This is a genomic window from Marisediminitalea aggregata (assembly GCF_900129565.1).
In the GTDB taxonomy this organism is placed as follows: domain Bacteria; phylum Pseudomonadota; class Gammaproteobacteria; order Enterobacterales; family Alteromonadaceae; genus Alteromonas; species Alteromonas aggregata.
Map to the genome: position 1 here is coordinate 47,365 of NZ_FQWD01000009.1, position 20,568 is coordinate 67,932.

The following is a 20,568-nucleotide window of genomic DNA, read 5'->3' on the forward strand; positions in this document are numbered from 1 at the left end:
GCCAGCGATATATATAAAGCGCTATTATAGGCCAATAGTAGTGCGGATACCATTATTGTATAGGAAACCGTCTGGTAAATTATAGGGACAGCACTAGGAATCATGAGCAAGGTAAGCACTATGAAGAACAGGTCGTTACATCGCCGGGTACTTATTTCGGCATTAGTTATGGGGCTGAGTGCCACGTCTTTAGGAGGCTGTGGGCAGAAAACCAGTGAAGAACATCTACTCGCCGCCCGCCAATTTATAGAAGCCCAGGACACAGAATCGGCGATCCTGGAATTTAAAAACGCGATCCAAAAAAATCCTCAGGATCCGAATCCCCGCTTCGAACTCGGACAACTTTATGCCAATCAGGGCAGTTATGCGGCTGCTGAGAAAGAATTAAATCGTGCATTAGAATTAGGTTATGACGTCGCAGAAGTCATTCCTCTGCTGACCCTGGCCTATCAGGAAACCAATGCGGAAGTCGCTCTGTCGGAGATCGATCACAGTGTGGATGGCCTGACCGCGGTTAAGCGCGCAGAAGTCAGTTTTTATAAACTGGAAGCGTTAATTAAGCTCGAGAAAAAAGCGGAAGCGCGCCAGTTGATCGACGAGATCCGTCAGTTGGACACCAACAGTGTGTTCAAAGGGTTGGCATTAGCGTATGAAAGCATGCTGGATGAACAGTACGAGAAAACGCTAACTCAGGTAGAGGCACTTCGCGAACAGTCACCATTGAATAAAAATGTACTGCAGTTGTTAGCACGCCTGAATTTGTATCTGGAGAAGCCCGATCAGGCGATTGAAGCTTATCAGGCCTATGTAAAAGCGTATCCGGAAGATGCTGAAACCTCGTTTATTTTGTCTGCGTTGTTGATGGACAACAAGCGTTATGACGAAGCAGAACCACTGGTAGATAAATTACTGACCAAGAGCGCAGGCAATCCGCTTCTGAACCAGTACAAAGCGGTTATCGAAGTCAGGGCCGGTGAGTTTGCCAGTGCATTGAAACACGTAGAAACGGCCATTCAGGGCGGAAGAACGGATCCTCTGGCTCGTCTTGTAGGCGGTTACAGTGCCTACCAACTGAAAGACTACGCAGCGGCTACGCGCCATTTATCGATGATTGCATCGAATCTGCCTAAGACCCACCCTGCTTTACGTATGCTGGCCGATAGCCTTTTATATCAAGGCAATAACGAGGAAGCGCTGGATGTACTAAGTCGCGTAGATGGTGATTTCAGTACCGATGCTACCCTGTTTTCTAAAGCGGGCTACAAACTACTTCAAGACGGCAATGTTGTTGATGCACAGACAATGATTGAGCGGTCGGCCGAACTGGCAACTACGGCTGAGGATTTAACCCGAATAGGGGTACTGCAACTTTCATTAAACGATGCAGATGGCATTCTGAATCTGGAAGAAGCGGTGAAAAAAGCGCCCGAGGTGTCAAGTGGTCAACAGACCCTGGCGAATGCTTACATCGCGACCAAGCAATTCGATAAAGCCTTAGGCGTTGCGCAAGAGTGGAAGGAAAAAGAACCCCAAAACCCGGAGCCCTGGCTGACCATTGCGCAGGTGAGCATTTTAAAGAATGACTTTGAGGCGGCAACAAAAGCCATTGAAACTGCCGAGTCACTGGACCCGCAAAACATCAAAGCTAAATTGCAGCGCGTGTCTATTTCGCTAAATCAGAAAAAGGTCGATGAGGCGCTGTCTTATCTGAAGCAGGCTCTGGATATCGAACCGACGCACCAGTCAGCACTGGCCATGTATTACATGATCATGAAACAAGCTGGCAAAGCGAATGAAGGCATTGATTACATAAAGGAAATAGCCTCGCGTAATCCCGACTCGGTCACGCCTAACATTGTGCTTGCGCGTGTTTTGTTGAGTGAAAATCGCTACGAAGAAGGCTTGAGCGCGATAAACAAAGTCCCGCAAAGCTATGACGTGCCAATGCCTTACTGGGATACCAAAGGCCGCCTGTTGCTTGCGAACAACAAAGTGAATGAAGCCAAAGAGCTGTATTCAGAATGGTTGAAGGTATCGCCAAATAACAAAACGGCAACCCTGGGCCTGGTGATGATCCTGGATGTGCAAAATAAATTTGCAGACGCGTTGGATGTGACCAAGAAATTCCTTGAGAAACGCCCGGATCGCCAAATCGACATCGTAAAATCGTACTTGCACGCCATGCTGCGTCAAATTCGAGAAGCGGAGGCTATTCTTAACAAGCTGACGGCAGAAGAACGGATGCTGCCATTTGTCCGTGGTGTAGAAGCCCGTCTGCAAATTTATCGCGAAGACTACGCGGATGCGGTGCCCAATGCACTGGCGGCTTATGAGGAAATCCCCAGCACCCGTAATTTGTTAGTCATTATGGCGGCGTATGAGTTAACGGGAAATAACGACAAGTCATTCGCGTTATTAAACACGTTTTTGGAAAACAACCCCGACAACCTGCAGGCCAGATTGTTATACGCTGAGCGTATGATTCCGAAAGACCGCAAAGGCGCGATAACCGAATATCGCAAGGTTGTAAAAGATTGGCCGGATAATGCTATTGCGCTGAACAACCTGGCATTTTTGGAGCTGGAAGAAGGCATGTTGAGGGACGCCGAAAAGCATGCTCGCCAGGCACTTAAAGTGATTCCCAATGCGCCTGAAATTGCCGATACACTAGCGCAGATCCTGGTTGCTCAGGGAGAAATGGAAGACGCTAAAGAGGTATACGACGGCATTGTGGACGACAACGTGCGCAGTGACGAAGTGTTCCTTAACTACGTCGAGTTATTGCTGAAGATGGATTTAAAAACGCTGGCAAACAGACGCCTTGGCAGCAGGGTATTTGAAACACAAGAGTCGAAAGCGCGTGTCGCCGAGCTGAAGAAGACCTACAATATTTAATCTAAAAAAAGCAACGCCCGGTTAAACCGGGCGTTTTTTTGTGCTGGACATAAACGTTACTTTATTCAGCTTTGTTGTTTATGCTTTGGTCCAATTTCTTTTCCAGTGCAGCCAACTGCTGAGCGATGTCCTTTAAAGTAGGCTCGTCCTTGTGCGCTTCACGCCAGGCCTTGGCGTTTTCTTCTTCCATCACGTTAACCACAATACCTATGACCATGTTAAGGAAGGCAAAGGCGGTAAAGAAAATAAAGCTCAGGTAATAGAACCAACTGAGAGGGTAGACCTTCATGGTTTCGTACATAACCTCTATCACCGTTACACATCGTTTATATGAGAAAATTGCGAAACACCTTTAACAACGGGGCTTCCAGCCATTTTTACATTTTCTCAGGCGAGGGCGGCGAAAAGTTGAGAAAAACTCATGAACTTTGATTGAAATTCTCAACTTTTATAATGATACGGTAATTGTTTTAAAGCCGATGTCATGTGCGTTTTTGATGGCAGCATCTGTCGTTTTGAACACGCGAGGTTCACCTTTCGTTCGTTGCCCACTAATATGATATTGCTTTGACTTGTCTTTAGCATCAAACACAACCGTATAGCCTGTATCCATCATTGCCTTGGTCACAGTTGCTGTTTTAAGTGCGCCATTGTCAAATAACACCTTTAGCTCTTTGATTTCCATACTCACTCCATAGTGGATTATTACGCCGTTTTCAAAAACGATATACTACATGTCATAATTGGATTTTGATTGTATATCATATTGCGCATCTGAGGAATCATTTTTCGATTTTGATTTCCGGTGCAAGGTGTCTTCATTTGGCTTGTTGCCAATAAGGTGTATATTTAGCATTCACATTGGGGGCTGAGCGATGGAAACCGAAGACGTAGATAGAATCATCAATATTGCAGTAAAAGCATGTTATGACGCGACTTTAGCAGTTCACAGAGCAGCGCGTGTTTATGGAACGCTCTTGATTATTGAAAGGGATGGAGTGCCGGAGGGCGTTTCGCCACTATCTGACAAGGAAGTGAGGGAGCGATTAAATAGCCTTAAAGGTGACTCCATGTTGATGATAAATATGTAGTTTATGCAATTATGCTTAAAGCATAATGCTTCAAGCATAATTGAGGTTTTAGGACATCACTTTAACTCGAAAATGAGGCCAACATGCCAGCAGAATTAATATTTTTACTGCCCCTGAGTTTGCTTATCGGCGGTGCAGCGTGGGTGTATTACCGTCAAAAGCAGAAGTAGCACCGCAATTGAGGATAGTCGGCTCATGAAGATGACCTACGATGATTATCTCGGCCAAGCAAAGATACTTGCTAAAGCTGGGCATAATCGCTCGGACGTGTTGAAAGCACTCAGGACGCTATATCTGTTAAACGATGGGGATTTAAACCCCAAGGATGAGCTTGGGGTTCTTATTGCAGACATTGAGAACGGTAAACATAGTAAGATGTTCCAAACACTTTAAGAGGTAAATGCAATGGATTTATTTGAACAAGTTTTAACTTAATCTGGCAAAAAATAAAGTAGGATTCTATCTGTTCTGACACTTCAGCGTTTGGTCAAAAGCGGACATTCTGAACGAAAAATTTAAAAAGCAACAATTTTAATTCAGCCGCTTCATAACCTGATTTATTTATGGCTATATAAACTTTAGTCTATGTCAAAAATCTTTACAGCATACATTTAAGCTAAAGGTAAGATAACTATAAAATTATTATGTTTCAGTGAATTAATTTATCAGGAACAGTTATTGCTTGAGATTTTCTTGTACTAAAATTAAAAAATAAAATATGTTATTCAAGTTCATATAAAAGGAAGTTACATGAAATACTTCAAATATTCCCTTCTAATTGTGACACTGGTAATCCCTAGCCTAGCGACCGCAGCTTTAATTACAGAAACTTGGCAATCCACAATTCGGACGGTATCCAATACAACAGCTTTCAATGTGGGAGATGTAATACAATGGACTGTTACTTATGATGATACGTCAACTGTTATGCATTTTTATTTGGATGGCTCAGATGGAGTTGCTGGCACTGGTGACGACATTCTTGACTCGACACCCGTTATCGACTGCCCGGATGGCGAATATTGCGGGCAATATTCTTTGTTTTCTGACGCTGTATTTGGTGGCTTAGAAAACTTTACTGCCCCGTTATTAGCTGAATTTGCCTCTAATGGCCATACCGTTAGAGATGCGGCGGATGTTAATATCAGTGCCTTATTTAGGTATACCTCCGGTGAAGTAAGTATGGCGCTGGTGCGCGACGAATTGAATTTTTTAATAGATATGTCAACGCCCGTTGAAAACGGTTGGCAATATTTGGCATTAGCTTACACGTCTTCTGGCGGAGCGAAGAATTGGGTAGTTTTATCATTTGAAAGCGAGATAGTTGACCTACATTCATCGGTTATATCAGAACCTTCAAGTGTCACAATTTTTTGCTTGGTATTTATGGGGTTGGTGGCGAGAAAAGTTCGTCGAGGCTAACATCCGCTATTCGCTCTTTTCGGACATTAACTTGTTGCGGACTGTCTGATTTGGTTGAACTCAAAATCCTAAACTGTCAGGTCGTGTATGAGTCAGTACAAATAACTTATTTGAGCTAGCGCTTTAAATATTCTTCCTTGTATTTTATGTATCCTTGGTTAATCAAAGACCATGAATCTTCGACTATTTTTATTGCTTCATCATTTATGTATAGTGCGTGACGTATGTACGTTTCCAGAGACTCACTATCACTGTCTTTCATTCTCTCAGTTAGCGCTTTTAATCTCCCTTGATTAGATTTCAAAGCGTGCCAATCATGCCCAGCAACAAGTCGTGCTAGTCCGATCTCAAATTCGTTGAATTCATGGCCGCTGACTGATTCTAAATTAGCTCTTAGTGAGTCTCGTTTGGATAGATATAACTCCCTCTGTTCCATTAAATAAGTAACAGCTGAATCAAGGCATCTTTTTTTGTTCTATTAACCTTTCGTTTTCTTCAAAAATATAGATGAAATTATCTCGAATTTCTCTGGCATTCTCGTAACAAATGTGAACAAAATGCTCGTAATGTTTGTCTTTTCTTTTGTTTCCAATTTCTAGTAGTTTTATCAAACCATTGAATAAGTCTAAATATTCCTTCAACTCTCATTCCTTTTAATTTATATAAGTTGCCACTGTAGAAATTTTCTTACTAGCATAAGCCAGTTTTAAGGTTTGCTTTTTAATTTATCTTTCAGTATGCGAAGGTCATCAATTATAGTTTTTTCTAAAAAGTGCATTTTGTGCCCCTCGTTCCATATTTTAACATTTTCACCTGACCATCCACCTTCAATTAATTCGCTCCAGCCGTAGATGTACTCAAATGTGTCCGTAAATAAACTCTGAAATTCAAAAGGGTCTATCTTTTCAAATAGCTTATCTTTCCCTGAGCCGTGGACAAAGAAGTTTCTAACTAAAATGGCTTTACGCACAATATATCTCAAGTCATCCGCGCTCAAAGGTCTCGACTTCTGGTGCAATTCCAGAACGTTTATTCGCTCGAAAACCCTATCTTTTAGGGACTTCCGAGAAATATTAGATATCGAGTACAGTAAGGATTGTTTGATCTCATCAAAGTCCTCAAAGTCTGACCTGATTCTTGAGTCAAGCTCCTCAAGTAGTTTAGAGGAGCCTTCAGGTAGCTTTTTCTTTTCTTCACCTATGGGGGAAGGGAATATGTCGAAGAGGTTTGCTACAGCAATAAGCCTACTAGGTGAATAACCTTCTTGGAAGTATGAGCCATAGAAACTATATCTAACAGTATCTCTTTCCTCTTTATCGAACCAATTTTCTAGGATGCACAAGAATTCTTCACCATTAACATCGACCAAAGGGTCTGATGTGAAGCTTATTTTCGTATCTTCGCCCCAGTTGTAATTGCTATGGTAAACCAATAATTCCTGGTGTTCATCTTCGCAGTCTTTTTTTAAACTAATATCTCCAAAGTGAAGTCCAGTTCCACTAACGAATCGCAAAAAAAATGAAAGTTTATAGGCTCTTTCAAAAACTTCTTCTAATAATAAAGGCTCTTCAAAATCAATATTCACTACTACTTTATTTTTAATACTTACACCGTTGATACTATAGCCTCCGCCAGTGCTTAACCTGTTGCTTGCACTAACTTTTCCAATCTTTGTATCTTGGCTGAAGATTTCAAAATTCCCATCAAAGTAAGCTATTATGGCTCTTTCATTTGGTTCTAATTCTTCATGATAATCTTGTTTTTTTAAAGCTGATAGCAATTCATCGTTGGGAAAGTTTATATAATCGAATCCACTGTGCCTAGGGATTATGCGTTCTGCGTTATCTATAGTTAAAGAGATTGATTTGAATAAGTCTTCGGAAGGAGATATCTTGCTATCTCCAACTATCATTAAGTGTGAATATATTTTTGCATCAAAAGATGCTGTTTGGCCGTACCTGTGCTGGCTTGTATTTCCTAAACAATTTATAAGTGAAATATACTTTCCTTCAGACGTTTTTCCATATATGTCTGAGTGACTTTCCACATTGAAAAACTCGGATGACCAGCAATTGAATTCTTTTGATCCATCTTCTGTATTGAGTATTCCCGATACATTATCATTGCAGCCAACCTGAAAACTTCCCTTAATAATTTCTCTCATTGATTTTTCCTTTTGAGTGAGCGCTACCAGTCTGTTATATAACGTTATAGTCCTTTCACTTGCTTATGAATTTCATGTTTACGTAAGAATCGGTTAGGAATGTCAAAATCAAAATATGATGCAGCATATCTTATTTTTGATTTTTACTTGATAGGCTCACGACATTGTTGTGGCGTAGTTCATCTTGCAGCTCATACACCCTGAACATAAGGGTACTGATTTGCTTTTCTAGCAACTTCCTTGCAACGTCTGAATCATCACGTTCCTTCCGGTACTGCTCCTTCAGGGCGATTTCTTTTTTTAGCTTTCCTCTGAGCTTATCCGTATCGCTCAGGTTTTCTGTCGTGCCCGACTTTAATTGCTCTGCGAGCGGATCGTAATTCTCGTTGTATTTTGCAATTGCTGGCTCAGCTACCTTCTCAACGAAGTCCTTAAACTTGTTTATGTAGCTATGACTTAAGCCTGCTTCTTTGTTTATCTTGTTCAATGATAACTTGCCGACCTTCTCCAGGCGTTCTGGTTTGCCATCTAGTAATCGCTGTAAAGCCGCTCGCAATCTGCCTTCGGTTAATTTTCTCGATGCCATGTTATGCCCCCGCAGTCTCTATGATGCCTTTTATCTTATCGTCGAAAGGTTCGAAGCTAAGATTGAAGTCCTTTATCATTTGCTCATTGCGCTTAATCTTTTGCTTCTGGCCGATGAGTATGCTGTTCATCATGGGGTCGCCAGTATTCATCTCCCTGAATGCCTTGATGATGCGTCTGTTTTGCCTGAGGATGACCTTAGCCTGATTATCCGTGATGACCTGGTGCTCGCAGGGTTTGATTTCTGTCGTAAATTCACCAATGCCACAAACTCTGCTGCAAGTGGCGTTCGTGCAATAGCCGCCTGTCGGCAGCTTAACTACGGACAAGGTGCCATTTCTCACCAGGCGATCTATCTCACTACGAGTCATATAGACATGCTCGCCACTTCGAAGCCTTTCAAATTTATCCTTAGCAATCCGCTCTCCTCCGGCACCGCCAAGCTGCTCTGACTCATTGTAGATTTCGTCGAAAATGTCTACGCCCATGCGAATTCCTTCTTCGTTCAACAGAGCCAGTAAATCATTGTCCAAAAGCACATCTTCCATTCTCTGCAATTGGGCATTGTTGCTGTAATAGTTAGACATATTGATATTACGGTGTTTGTACTGGAACTTGATAGTTGCAGAGGAGCCGAAACCGTAACGCTTAAAGAACACGGCAAAGCTTCGGCGAAAGTCGTGAGGTGTAAGTTTAGGAAGAGTACCTCCCACCATGAGTTGTCCATTACGAGATGGGTTAAGGCGGTCAAACTCTTCCACATCCGCTTGTGTGGCAACAATACCTGAGCTTGCTATAAACGTATTGAACGTCCTATCCGCGTTACTTCCGCAATAACTCGTTTTCACTTTTTCACATTGGGTGGCTAGGAACGCACTGTTAATTTGCCTCACGTAGTGTTTATATTGTTCCTGACTTATGCTTCCATCTTTGAGGTTCTTATTGTTTTTTGAAGTGTATATGTCGCGAAGATATTGCGTTGCGTCGGTGGCTAGCTCCAGCGCATCTTTCACCACTCTGTGAGTCTGCCACGTTTCTCGAATGGGTAGACCCTCTCGCTTCGTCTCTTCGCCTACAAGGGTGGGGATGGCGCTAGCGCCTTTTTCTTCGTAACTATGTTTGTTCATGCTTATAAGCTCCCCCACACGCACACCGCTAAAAGCTAATGCTACCATCGCACACGCATCCAGAATTCTACGCAAATTCGTTCCCTTCTTTGATGGTTTGTAATTGGGTATTGCGTGTTGCAGTTCACTCACGCGATATGCTGCTCTGCCATTCGCGGAAGTAGGCTTCACATCCGTACGCGCACTCTCTTCTCGATGAATTTCATCAACGACAGTTTGAATTTCGCTAATCGCATAGCGGTGTGGATGATATGTTTCCACGACATCAATGGCTTGTGCGATTATCTGTTGGTACATGCGAATGGGAATTGCAATATGTTGTTGGCGCTCTTTAACTACCCAGCTTTTAATCTCTTTACAGTCTGGAATTCTGCTGGATAAGCCTGACTCTCTAAGCTTATTTAAAGCTGTCGCAATTAAGTTAGCTTTTCCCTTGCTCCACATCCTTTCTCTAATGCGATTCTTTAGAGAGCGTTTGAATCGATTATAGATAACATCATCAGATAGACTTCCCCAATCACTACTTCCAAGAAATTGCCTTACGTCTAACAATCCATCTTTCCATTGACGAACTTGGCTGCGAGAAGGAACAGTCCTCTTTCGCTCCTTGTATGCGTTCATGATAAGCGCTAACGCCGCTTGAATATCCTGACGGTATTCAGTGTCAATGTACCCGAAAGTGACAGTTAGGACGCTATTTACTTTGTTCTGCTCTTGCCCAGAGAAATACCAAACAACATCAAATATCCGGCTAAGTGTTGTGCCATCTGGATTCAGAGTTACTGGCGCATTTCCATCGACCTTTTGTATGGTGCTAAGTGTTATATGATGAGTCGTGTTCAACTGAACGTCTCCAGTAAGTCATTTAGGCTATACACGGTAGAATATAAGGGGTGTGGAGCATCCATTAGTTTCTCCAGAGCCTGTTGGTAGTTGTTCTCATTTTTGACCTTAAACCCGTTAAGGATGCTTTCTACTGTATTGTACAGGTCAGTGTATTTGCGTTCGGGCATCGAATTGATGGCAGGCGTTTGCTGCAACTGCTGCAACGTATCTTTGAAGCTGAGCATCAGCCAGATATCTTCCACATCAGTAACGAAAGTGTGTTGCTGACAATTAAAGCAGGAAAGGAAATCGGTACAGGCTGATTCGCTTTTGTCCGTTGCAACTCCTGCTCGCCTGAGCGACTTTTCAATGATTGAACCTGCGCCCTTACGGCTGTCGTTACAACGCGCACCAGTCGGTGTTCGTGCTTCGTGCGTTCTGTCCTGCCCTTGCCTCAGACGCTGGTATTCGTAGTTATCAAGGATGTCACCGTATTTGTATTTGGCTTCGCTAACCGCCTCTTTGATTTTTTTCCCTTTCGCGACATCATACTTTGCGTTCATTGCAGCACTCAGATTGTTTTCGTGCTCTTTGTCTGTACCATAAATGTATGTCCTAGCGGTGACTTCCGGTGAGTTGTTGTTACTCATGGCTACAAGGTATACCGACTCCGTTACGCGAAAGAGGATATCGGATCTTGTTTTTCGAAATTTGGAAGGGGTGATTGTGGTAAGCCCCAGGTGCTTCAACAGTCTATTTATAGCCTGTTGTGGTTGCTTCGAGCCTTGCGAGTAAGATATTGCACGGCCATCCATCGTAAAACAGGGAAACAAGTAGGCGTTATCATCTCCATTTGCCAGTTGCTTCGATATGTCGAGCCAGCTTTCTATAAATCGTCTGGCGTGCTTACTGAACCCTATAGTGTTATCTTGTTCCTGATAATTGGCTCGACCTTTATCTGAATTAAACAGATACTTACCACCTTGTACTTCTCGAAAAGACACATCGCAAATTCGCATATCTGCCAAGGGGGTTGAATTCATGCCTGTGAACATATAGGTCAACATCATTGCTAACTCGACGATGGGTTTGTTGGGGAGGGCGTTTCTCATGGCATGTGCAAAAGCTGTTTTTCTCCCTCTGAGCTGCTTTCCGTTTGCGCCTTGTTTTTTCGCCTCTTGTTCGATAAGGCTTTCGTCATAAAGTGGGTGCTTTGACGGAATGCTCCCTGCTCTAAAATGATTTAACAAACTGAAGTAAGCACTGAATAGGGCTTTAACAGTAGGCTTTAATTCAGTTTCTAAATCGAGTGTTTCAGTGTCAGTCTTAACATTCTTAATTGATGGAAGCTTCTCTGCATCGTGCCGACGATTATTTTGCCGCAACAGCCACGAAATAGCTCCCTTTCTACATTTGAACTGAGAGCGTGTTAGCAATCCTAATCTATATTGTTGTTGGCACCATCCCATGTATTTATCAATCAGTTCCCACGCCAGGTGTCCATCTTCGGGTATTGCTACATTTGAATCATCCACCCAAACGAGATAATAGACTAAACCGCTGAAATACTCGTACGCTGAATTGGTGTTAATGCCCTCAAAGAGCTGATAGCACTCCCTAATGAAATCGTCACGCTTTGCGTCAATCAGCTCTACTCCTTCTTTGAATTTGGGAATAAACTTCCCAAAGCCTCCGTTGCTCAATTTAGGACAGCCGATATATTTGAGTCGTTTGAAGTACAGAGTGGATGATGGGGTGTTGGTTACCATGTCCTCAATGCGCAAAGGCTCAACAGAACCAGACTGCCTGACCATTGATTTCGATGGTTGCAGGGCTTTTCTTTTGTTTGTCCGGCTATTGCTCACTTGATTCTCCGAGCTGTAACGCTAATGCTTCTGCCTCTAAGTCATCGAAGACTCCCGCGTAATCCAAAATGTCTTCGTAGATTTCATCGCCTGTCGGCGTGTCCTGGGCTATTTTGAGATAATTACTGGTTGTCACGACATCCTCATGCCCAAGACATTCCGAAACCTGAGCCAAGGCTTCATCTGAACCTATGTTTTGCTTCAGTGCGGAACGGAACAGTGATACCGCAAAAGTCGCTCGAAGGTTATGGATGACACCATCAAGCGCTTTGCCTGTTGTCGCTTCAACGGTGCTCCGAATTTCATTCCATCGCGTGTTGGCTTCGCTTAACTTAGTGAAGAAAGGCTTCCCTGTGGTACTAATGAAAAGGTACTTCTTGCCTTCCTCGATAGCATCGTCACCCTCAAAGAGACCATCCTTACCTTCAGCTCTTTCGGTCTGACACATATCCTCAAAAGCCTTCAGACGCTTCTTGTACCTGTCAGTCAACGTATATTCGTACAGAAGCTGCATGATACGAGTGGGAATGATTGTCCTGCGGGACTTGTTACCACCGCCTTTTGTTTTGGTTAGAGAACCATATTGACCGCCGACACCCAAACGCATGTAAGGCTTGCTCCTATCAGGCTTGACGACTTGACCCAGATGCAGGCTGGCAACCTCCTCCTTTCGCAGTCCTGTGTACCTGGAGATGAGGAAAAACAAGCAGTATTCGATAGGTAGTTTGGCAGTTTTCACCTCCCCACCGATGTTTTTGAGCACAGTCTGAGTTTGGGTAAGGATATGCTCAACCGCTGCCCACTCATTGTTAGTGAGAGGTATTAAGTCCCTACGAGACGATGGTAGCGCCCCGCCTTCGTTTCTTTTTGACTTGCCAAAGTTTAGTCTCAAATCGGTAGTGTGGACGTCTCTGGACATGTAAGCCTTCATGCTAGTGCCTGATGCTTGATAGTGAACAGTGACGACCTCGTGCTCAAACGGAGGGTTGTTAAACTGATAGCCGTTGCGAATGTGGAAGGAGTAGAACTTAACGACTGCATTCATGTAGGCAGTTGCAGTTGTTCTCGCTATTCGCTTGTTAGGGTCTGTCTCTTCCAACACAGCCTTCTTAAGTGCTGCGCGGTACAGATACGTAATCTTTTGGCTTTTGCGTACCGGAAACGAATCCCAGGTTGGTCTGGGTAGGTCTACCAACTCATCGTAAAGGTCTTCGTCATACTCGTTATCCCAAAGCTCCTGAAGACTGATTAAGAACGAGAAGAAGTGAAGCAGTGCCTTACTGTATTGCTCCGACTCCTGTTTGTTCTCATCAATATGATGCGACATGAGGAAGCGATTAACATGCTCCATTGGCTCATATGAAACGATGTCTCCATTTTCATTTCTGCCAACGAGATTTAGTAGTGTGAGCTTTTTGATGTGAACAGGATGTAGCCTGGATTCTTCCATTTGCGGTTGTCCATCATCGTCGATAGAAACCAGTGGAGTTCTATACGTATATGGTTTGATTTCTGTTGTTTTGACTTCGTAGACAAGAGTCATGGGACATCCCAAAAGGCCGTGTATTAAACACGACCTTAATGAAAATTCTCAACCTGTCAAATGTGTATGGATGTATTTTTGAAAAAAATGTGTAGCGGTAATCGGTCCAGTCCTCGAAGGTCATTACCCGGAACAAGGTCAGTAGCGAGATAGTGATGTCACCCCAAAGCACCGGGTTGATTTGTTCAAACAGGGTGCTGCCTATCGCTGCGTAGATGTAGAAGATGATAAACATCAGCAACATGACATACCCAAGCTGCGGCAAGGCTTTCATTAGCGATACCAGCAATATGCGTAGTTCAGGGATAATTGAAATCATCCGCAATACCCTGAAAACCCTCACCAGACGCGCAATTAATGCTGTGTCACTATTCTCCAGTGGCAATAGACTCACCAGAACAATAATGGTGTCGAACCAGTTCCAGAAGCTTTTGAAAAAATCGAGTTTTCTTCGTTCGGCTAAAAAACGAATGGTCAGCTCAACCAGAAAAAATGCACTAATAAACCAATCAAGCAGATTGGTGATCTGGTTAACAGTACTGGGCATGTCGTATGTCTTAGCACCTACTAACAGGGCCGAAAACAGAATGACGCCGATAACAAATAGCTCAAACGCTTTGTTAGAGCGGATTTTTTCAAAACGATTTTGTAGTTGTGAGGCTTGCATAGTTGAAGTGTAAATGTTGAGAATTGTTACTATTTAGGATTATACTTAAGTGTAAATCACTTCCATCAGGAGCAGGCTGTATCATGGACGAGAGCAATAAGAGTTTGCAAGCTAAATTATCCCGTTTGAATCACCAATTAGATAACTACTCTTCCAGCGTTGATGAAATAAAAGCGTTAAAAGTGGTTATGGAAGATATTTTAGAAGACTTGGAATCTCTGTCAGATACTTTCGAAGCACAGCACATAAACTAAAAAGCGCCCAACAGGGCGCTTTTGAAATTAAGCTCCGGCGAAGAATTAATCCGCCGCTTTCATACCTTGTTCTAACAACTCGATATCTTCAGCTTTCAGGTTACCCGCTGCTTGCTTAAGCGTGACCATGGCCTGAATAAAATCGTAACGCGCACCCGACAGGTTGGCGCGAGCGTTGAACAGGTTACGCGTACTGTTTAATACGTCAACGATGGTACGAGTACCAACATCAAAACCTGCTTCAGTGGCTTTTAAGGCACTTTCTGCAGACACAACCGCCTGCTCTAAAGCGCGAATGGTAGAAATAGACGCTTTAACATCGTTAAAGGAGCTGCGCACAGACTGAACTGTTTGACGGTAGGCCAGTTCCAGATCCTGACTTGACGATACGTACAAATCACGCGCGCGGTCAGCCTGAGCCGAGACAGAACCACCTTGATAAATAGGCACATTCACAGACACACCAATGCTTTGGCTGTCGAAGAATGGCGTACTGTTTCTGAAGAAAGGTGACTCCGTAGTGCCTTTAGATGCACCGTAAGACGCACTTAAGCCAACGGTTGGATAGTGACCCGCAGTCGCGATGTCGATATCCATTTTCGCTACGTCCAGAGCCAGACGTTGTGCTAACAGTGTCAGGTTGGCATTTTCAGCAATACTCAACCAGCCATCTACTCTTTCCGGTGTCGGCGCGGTTGCCGTAAAGCGTTCTGTATTCAGAACGTACAAACGGTCGTGATATTTACCCGTGATCACGCGAAGAGCTTCACGCGCCAATTCAATCTGATTTTCTGCAACAATTTCCTGAGCAACGGTACTGTCGTAATTGGCCTGTGCTTCGTGAACATCAGTAATCGCCGTCAGGCCCACTTCAAAGCGCTGTTTAGTTTGTTCCAGCTGACGCTCGATAGCGCGCTTTTCTGCCTGTACAAAGTTGAGGTTATCCTGGGCGCGCAGTACGTTCAGGTAGGCAGTCACGGTGCGAACGATGAGTTCTTGCGTTGCGGCTGCGTACGTGGCGTCGCTTTGTTCGGCGGTAAGTTCTGCGCGATCCAGCCCTAACCAGTTTGAGTGATCATACAATGACATGTTCAAATCGATACCGTAACTGGTTGAGTTACTGTCGATATCAACGTTTACAATGTTGAACCCAGTAGAGCCGTCGTCATTGTCTACCTGGATAGTCTGCGTCGTCTCACGCGATGATTTTGAGTAGCCCAGAGAGCCTGAAACTTGTGGAAGTAATGCAGCACGGCTTAGAGGGATCCCCTGGTAAGCGGCATCACGTTGCGCCTTGGCACGATTTACTACCGGATCGTTTGCAAGGGCTTGTTGATATACTTCCAATAAACTATCGGCTAATACCGGTGTAGTCATCCCGAAACCGAGCATTAGTGATATCAGTGTTTTTTTCATTTGTGCGCCTTCAATCTCAATTGTTTTGCGTATCCAAGGTGTGTTGATGGACTGTTTTTACGGTGGTAAGGTGCAAAAAGTTACTTCGTGTAACGCGCACCTCAACGCCATTGAATACGATTCCATGATCTGTTCCGTACTCTAAGTAAGTCAACGACTAAAAGATACTTATAAGACGTAACAGAGCTTGAGCAAGTGTAACAGAATATGTGTTATGCCCACTCAATGTGTATTACTTAAATTATAAATACACGGATGATCGTAAATGATCAAATTCGTATATTAACCGGTTTACTTAACAAAAGAGAATGCAATGAAAGCGAAAATTCAGCGTTTCAACTCAGCTGACATCGAAATTCTGAATAAAAAGCCGTTATACGAAGGCTTTTTTACCATGATGATGTATGAGTTCCGCCATAAAAAGTATGACGGTAGCTGGAGTGATGTCGTCAGGCGGGAAATGTTTGAACGGGGCCACGCCGTCGCTGTACTGCCTTATGATCCTGAAACAGAAGAATTCGTACTCATTGAGCAGGTCCGTATGGGTGCAATGGCTACCTCTGACACACCCTGGCTCATTGAGGTCATTGCCGGGATTATCGATGTAGGAGAGACTCAGGAGTCAGTATGCCACCGCGAAGCGGCTGAGGAAGCCGGCATAGAATTAACACACCTGTCTAAAGCGCTCAGTTATCTGGCAAGCCCGGGCGGAACAACGGAAAGATTGCATATCTATATGGCCAAAACAGACGCCACTAAAGCGTCAGGCGTACATGGTTTAGCCTATGAATCAGAAGATATTTTAGTGCACCGGGTAGCAGAAAAAGACGCGCGTGAGTGGTTGGAAAACGGCAAAATAGACAACGCGGCGGCCATTATTGCGTTACAATGGTTTTTTATGAATAAACACTCTTTACTGGCGAGCTGGCAATAACGTGGCAACTCCATTGCGTAAATATGTACCCAACCTTCCCACGCTGCAGGCAATCTGCGAGCGTAATTACGTACATTTGTTGTCGATGCTACCAGACTGTGACACTGAAGAGCTGATCTACCGCTTCAGCGCTGGTAAAGGCCTGAGCTATCAAATTCAAATCATCGAATCAGCGCGCTATACCAGTACATTAGCAATAGAGCAGGTGGATGTTGCCACCCCGGACTTCATGAAGCCAGCCATGACAGTGCGCTTGTATCACGATGCCAGAATGGCTGAAGTCACATCAAGTCAGAATGCCGGCGCGCTAGCTCCTTCTTACGAATACCCCAATGCGAAGATGCGCTTGCGCAACGAAAAGCACATGGTGAACTTGTTCCTCACTGAGTGGTTGCATTTTTGTCTTAACCACGATGCCCAGCCTATCGCTCAACCTCAATGACGTTGATTCAAATTTCTGACTGCCATTTACTCGAAAGCCCGGCGCGAAGTGGCTATGGCGATATTAATCCGCTACAGAGTTTAGAAGCCGTACTGAAGACAGTTGTATCACTGGATGTCGACGGAGTGTTAGTAACCGGTGATATTAGCGGCGATGATTCTGAACAAAGTTATCAGCATTTTATTCAGGCTATTAATCAACATTTACCCGATATACCCGTAAAAGTGATTGCCGGTAATCACGACAATAATGCGTTGTTTGATACCTTACTGTCTCCCTGGTTACTCACGCCTGATAACTGCTGGCAACTGGGTGAATGGTGTATTCACGGGCTCGATACGCGCTCAACGGGTACTTTAGGCAAAATAGATGCGATACAACTAGAACAAGTCAGCGCACAAATGCAAAAGCATGCAAACAAACAGCACTTACTGGCAATTCATCACCACCCGGTTGCAACCCAAAGCTGGATGGACAAACACGCCTTACATGGCGTGCCGGAACTGGAACGCTGGCTGACGCAAAACCCGGTGCAGGCTGTTGTGCACGGACACATTCACGCAGAATACCAAGCTAAGTTAGCCAACACGCCAGTGTTGGGCGTGCCGTCGACCTGTTGGCAATGGGCTTTAACCCAGGCGTTTGATCTGGACGAGACGGCACCAGGCTTTCGGGTATTCGATTTATCAACTTCAACATTACACACTGAAATACGGAGAGTGGCATGAGTGCCGTATTGTATTTACACGGATTTTTAAGTTCCCCGCTGTCGGTAAAAGCGCAGCAAACCCGTCGCTATTTGTCTGAACAGTATCCTGACATCGAATTTGTGTGTCCGGAGTTGTCGAATCACCCCGCACAATTGCAGGAACAACTATTAACCTTAATAGCGCAAAACCCTGCGTTAACCCAAGACGGACTAAAAGTGATTGGTAGTTCCATGGGCGGCTACCTGTCGACCTGGTTAATGGAAAAGTTCGGTGGCAAAGCAGCACTGATCAATCCTGCGGTTCGGCCTTTTGAGTTGCTGGCCGGCTATTTGGGCGACCACATTAACCCTTACACCAAAAAGCAGTTTACGCTTCAGCAATCAGACATTGAGCATATTAAGCAGCTCTATGTGCCGGATATTGCTAACCCTGCGCATTTTAAAGTGCTGCTACAAACCGGTGACGAAACATTGGATTACCGGTTAGCAGTAGAACACTATCAGGGCGCAGATGTTGTGGTAGAGGAAGGCGGCGACCACAGCTTCGTCAATTACGATCAGCATTTACCCGCCATTATGGCGTTTTTGTTGTCGGTATAATGACGAAATTGCGCTTATTCTAAGCGCCTGATAACATCGATGAAAACAACGCAGTTTTTCAGCCCGGCTTCTACAGCTAAGCTCAAGCACTGACTAATACAGACACCAGACAACGAAGAACAATCACAACTATGTCGAATCAATATAATTCTGATGCAATTGAGGTGTTAAACGGCCTGGAGCCGGTAAAGCGCCGCCCGGGAATGTATACCGATACCGCTCGCCCCAATCACCTGGGACAGGAGGTTATCGACAACAGTGTGGACGAAGCGCTGGCGGGCCACGCATCGAATATCAAAGTGATTCTGCATGAAGACCAGTCGCTGGAAGTGGTTGACGATGGTCGCGGTATGCCCGTAGACATTCACCCCGAAGAACGTATCTCGGGTGTGGAGCTGATCATGACCAAGCTGCACGCGGGTGGTAAGTTTTCAAATAAAAACTACGAGTTTTCCGGTGGTTTGCACGGCGTAGGGATCTCGGTGGTTAACGCCCTCTCTACCCGGGTGGAAGTGACCATTCGACGCGATAGCCAGGTGTATTTCATTGCCTTTGGTGACGGCGATAAAACCGAAGACCTGTCTGTTATTGACACATGCGGACGCCGCAACACAGGTACCAGCGTGCGTTTCTGGCCAGATCCACAGTATTTCGATTCTGCCAAGTTCTCCGTATCGCGCCTGCGCCACAACCTACGTGCAAAAGCTGTGTTGTGTCCGGGATTGCGGATTAAATTTGACGACAAGGTAAACAAAGAAACCCACGAGTGGTTCTACGAAGATGGGTTACAGGATTACCTGTTAAGCGCGGTGAAAGAATTTATTACCGTGCCGGAAGACGTGCCGTTTACCGGTAGCTTTAGCGGAAATGGTGAAGCGGCGGACTGGGCTGTAATGTGGCTGCCTGAAGGCGGTGACCTGGTCACTGAAAGTTACGTTAACCTGATCCCAACGGCGCAGGGCGGAACACATGTCAATGGTTTGCGCCAAGGCTTACTTGAGTCCATGCGGGAATTCTGTGAATTCAGAAACCTTATGCCTCGTGGCGTGAAACTCACCCCCGATGATATCTGGGACCGTTGTACCTATATTCTGTCTACTAAAATGCATGACCCACAGTTTGCCGGGCAAACGAAAGAGCGGTTGTCCTCGCGTCAGGCGTCAGCCTTTGTGTCTGGCGTGGTAAAAGATGCATTTAGTTTGTGGTTAAACCAACATACCGATGTCGCTGAAGCGCTGGCCGAAATGTGTATTAACAATGCACAGCGACGTTTACGTCAGAACAAAAAAGTTGCCCGTAAAAAGGTGACGCAGGGCCCGGCATTGCCGGGTAAGCTTACCGATTGCTCGTCGCAGGATATTAATTACTCTGAACTGTTCCTGGTGGAAGGGGACTCAGCGGGTGGTTCTGCAAAGCAGGCTCGTGACCGTGAATTCCAGGCCATTATGCCGCTGCGCGGTAAAATCCTGAACAGTTGGGAAGTCGACTCCAGTCAGATTCTGGGTTCACAAGAAATTCATGATATCTCGGTAGCGCTGGGCATTGATCCTGACTCAGATGATTTGTCGGGCCTGCGCTACGGTAAAATTTGTATTCTGGCTGATGCCGATTCAGACGGACTGCACATCGCCACACTATTGTGCGCTTTGTTTGTACGCCATTTCCGCACTCTGGTGAATGCTGGTCACGTGTATGTTGCCATGCCGCCACTGTTTCGAATTGACGTGGGCAAGGAAGTCTTTTACGCGCTGGATGAAGCCGAAAAGCAGGGTGTGTTAGATCGTATTGAAGCGGAAAAGCGCAGAGCCAAGGTTAACGTACAACGCTTTAAAGGACTGGGTGAGATGAACCCATTGCAGCTTCGCGAAACGACCATGGATCCGAACACCCGTCGTTTGGTACAGCTTACCGCTGACGATGCCGACGACATGTTAGAAATGATGGATATGCTGTTGGCCAAAAAGCGCTCCGGCGACCGCAAACAGTGGCTGGAAAGCAAAGGCAATATGGCAGAGGTGGTGTAACCACC

18 protein-coding genes and 1 pseudogene are annotated in these 20,568 nt (G+C 44.8%); 10 read left to right on the top strand and 9 right to left on the bottom strand.

Annotation, left to right across the window (positions count from 1 at the left end):
- Positions 1-120 precede the first annotated feature (120 nt).
- Positions 121-2,895, top strand: a complete 2,775-nt coding sequence (gene prsT / locus BUB81_RS20845; protein WP_073325292.1) for an XrtA/PEP-CTERM system TPR-repeat protein PrsT — start codon at positions 121-123, stop codon at positions 2,893-2,895.
- A gap of 61 nt (positions 2,896-2,956) precedes the next feature.
- On the opposite strand, the pseudogene BUB81_RS20850 reads toward prsT, so the two are convergent.
- Together BUB81_RS20850 and BUB81_RS20855 are read right to left on the bottom strand one after the other, a co-directional pair.
- Positions 2,957-3,202: pseudogene (locus tag BUB81_RS20850) on the bottom strand (ion transporter); the annotation flags it as partial.
- 141 nt (positions 3,203-3,343) lie between these two features.
- Positions 3,344-3,580 carry a hypothetical protein gene (locus BUB81_RS20855; RefSeq protein WP_073325294.1) on the bottom strand — a complete coding sequence of 79 codons (237 nt, stop codon included), beginning with the start codon at positions 3,578-3,580 and terminating at the stop codon, positions 3,344-3,346.
- A 190-nt stretch (positions 3,581-3,770) separates the two neighbouring features.
- Here BUB81_RS20855 and BUB81_RS20860 point away from each other — a divergent pair, with 190 nt between their 5' ends.
- The 3 genes from BUB81_RS20860 to BUB81_RS20870 all read left to right on the top strand — a co-directional run bounded on the left by BUB81_RS20860 (position 3,771) and on the right by BUB81_RS20870 (position 5,408).
- On the top strand, positions 3,771-3,986 hold the full coding sequence (locus BUB81_RS20860; protein ID WP_073325295.1) for a hypothetical protein: 216 nt from the start codon (positions 3,771-3,773) through the stop codon (positions 3,984-3,986).
- A 195-nt stretch (positions 3,987-4,181) separates the two neighbouring features.
- On the top strand, positions 4,182-4,379 hold the full coding sequence (locus BUB81_RS20865; RefSeq protein ID WP_073325296.1) for a hypothetical protein: 198 nt from the start codon (positions 4,182-4,184) through the stop codon (positions 4,377-4,379).
- A 357-nt stretch (positions 4,380-4,736) separates the two neighbouring features.
- Complete coding sequence (locus BUB81_RS20870; protein ID WP_073325297.1) at positions 4,737-5,408, top strand: hypothetical protein; 672 nt, start codon at positions 4,737-4,739, stop codon at positions 5,406-5,408.
- 706 nt (positions 5,409-6,114) lie between these two features.
- Here BUB81_RS20870 and BUB81_RS20885 read toward each other — a convergent pair.
- From BUB81_RS20885 to BUB81_RS20910, 6 genes are all read right to left on the bottom strand, one after another.
- Entirely contained in the window at positions 6,115-7,572 is a 1,458-nt protein-coding gene (locus BUB81_RS20885) for an ApeA N-terminal domain 1-containing protein (RefSeq protein WP_084526782.1), read from the bottom strand.
- A 130-nt stretch (positions 7,573-7,702) separates the two neighbouring features.
- Positions 7,703-8,158 carry a hypothetical protein gene (locus BUB81_RS20890; RefSeq protein WP_073325300.1) on the bottom strand — a complete coding sequence of 152 codons (456 nt, stop codon included), beginning with the start codon at positions 8,156-8,158 and terminating at the stop codon, positions 7,703-7,705.
- 1 nt (position 8,159) lies between these two features.
- Entirely contained in the window at positions 8,160-10,127 is a 1,968-nt protein-coding gene (locus BUB81_RS20895; protein ID WP_073325301.1) for a hypothetical protein, read from the bottom strand.
- Positions 10,124-11,974: a hypothetical protein gene (locus BUB81_RS20900; RefSeq protein WP_073325302.1), complete on the bottom strand. Its 1,851-nt coding sequence runs from the start codon at positions 11,972-11,974 to the stop codon at positions 10,124-10,126. The genes BUB81_RS20895 and BUB81_RS20900 overlap by 4 nt, the downstream gene beginning before the upstream one ends.
- Positions 11,964-13,517 carry a site-specific integrase gene (locus BUB81_RS20905; RefSeq protein ID WP_073325303.1) on the bottom strand — a complete coding sequence of 518 codons (1,554 nt, stop codon included), beginning with the start codon at positions 13,515-13,517 and terminating at the stop codon, positions 11,964-11,966. Before BUB81_RS20905 ends, BUB81_RS20900 begins: the two co-directional genes overlap by 11 nt.
- A complete protein-coding gene (locus tag BUB81_RS20910) occupies positions 13,465-14,184 on the bottom strand; it encodes an ion transporter (protein WP_084526783.1) in 720 nt (239 codons plus the stop codon). Before BUB81_RS20910 ends, BUB81_RS20905 begins: the two co-directional genes overlap by 53 nt.
- 83 nt (positions 14,185-14,267) lie before the next feature.
- On the opposite strand from BUB81_RS20910, the gene BUB81_RS22220 reads away from it, so the two are divergent.
- Complete coding sequence (locus BUB81_RS22220) at positions 14,268-14,438, top strand: hypothetical protein (protein WP_175555848.1); 171 nt, start codon at positions 14,268-14,270, stop codon at positions 14,436-14,438.
- A 45-nt stretch (positions 14,439-14,483) separates the two neighbouring features.
- On the opposite strand, the gene tolC is transcribed toward BUB81_RS22220, so the two are convergent.
- Positions 14,484-15,854, bottom strand: a complete 1,371-nt coding sequence (gene tolC / locus BUB81_RS20915) for an outer membrane channel protein TolC (RefSeq protein WP_073325304.1) — start codon at positions 15,852-15,854, stop codon at positions 14,484-14,486.
- Positions 15,855-16,167: 313 nt separating this feature from the next.
- On the opposite strand from tolC, the gene nudF reads away from it, so the two are divergent.
- The 5 genes from nudF to parE all read left to right on the top strand — a co-directional run bounded on the left by nudF (position 16,168) and on the right by parE (position 20,563).
- Positions 16,168-16,788, top strand: a complete 621-nt coding sequence (gene nudF / locus BUB81_RS20920) for an ADP-ribose diphosphatase (protein ID WP_073325305.1) — start codon at positions 16,168-16,170, stop codon at positions 16,786-16,788.
- Positions 16,789-16,831: 43 nt separating this feature from the next.
- On the top strand, positions 16,832-17,230 hold the full coding sequence (locus tag BUB81_RS20925; RefSeq protein ID WP_245819315.1) for a DUF1249 domain-containing protein: 399 nt from the start codon (positions 16,832-16,834) through the stop codon (positions 17,228-17,230).
- Positions 17,227-17,958: a metallophosphoesterase family protein gene (locus tag BUB81_RS20930; RefSeq protein WP_073325307.1), complete on the top strand. Its 732-nt coding sequence runs from the start codon at positions 17,227-17,229 to the stop codon at positions 17,956-17,958. The genes BUB81_RS20925 and BUB81_RS20930 overlap by 4 nt, the downstream gene beginning before the upstream one ends.
- Entirely contained in the window at positions 17,955-18,539 is a 585-nt protein-coding gene (locus BUB81_RS20935; RefSeq protein ID WP_073325308.1) for a YqiA/YcfP family alpha/beta fold hydrolase, read from the top strand. The genes BUB81_RS20930 and BUB81_RS20935 overlap by 4 nt, the downstream gene beginning before the upstream one ends.
- Before the next feature lie 131 nt (positions 18,540-18,670).
- Entirely contained in the window at positions 18,671-20,563 is a 1,893-nt protein-coding gene (gene parE / locus BUB81_RS20940) for a DNA topoisomerase IV subunit B (RefSeq protein ID WP_073325309.1), read from the top strand.
- Positions 20,564-20,568 lie beyond the last annotated feature (5 nt).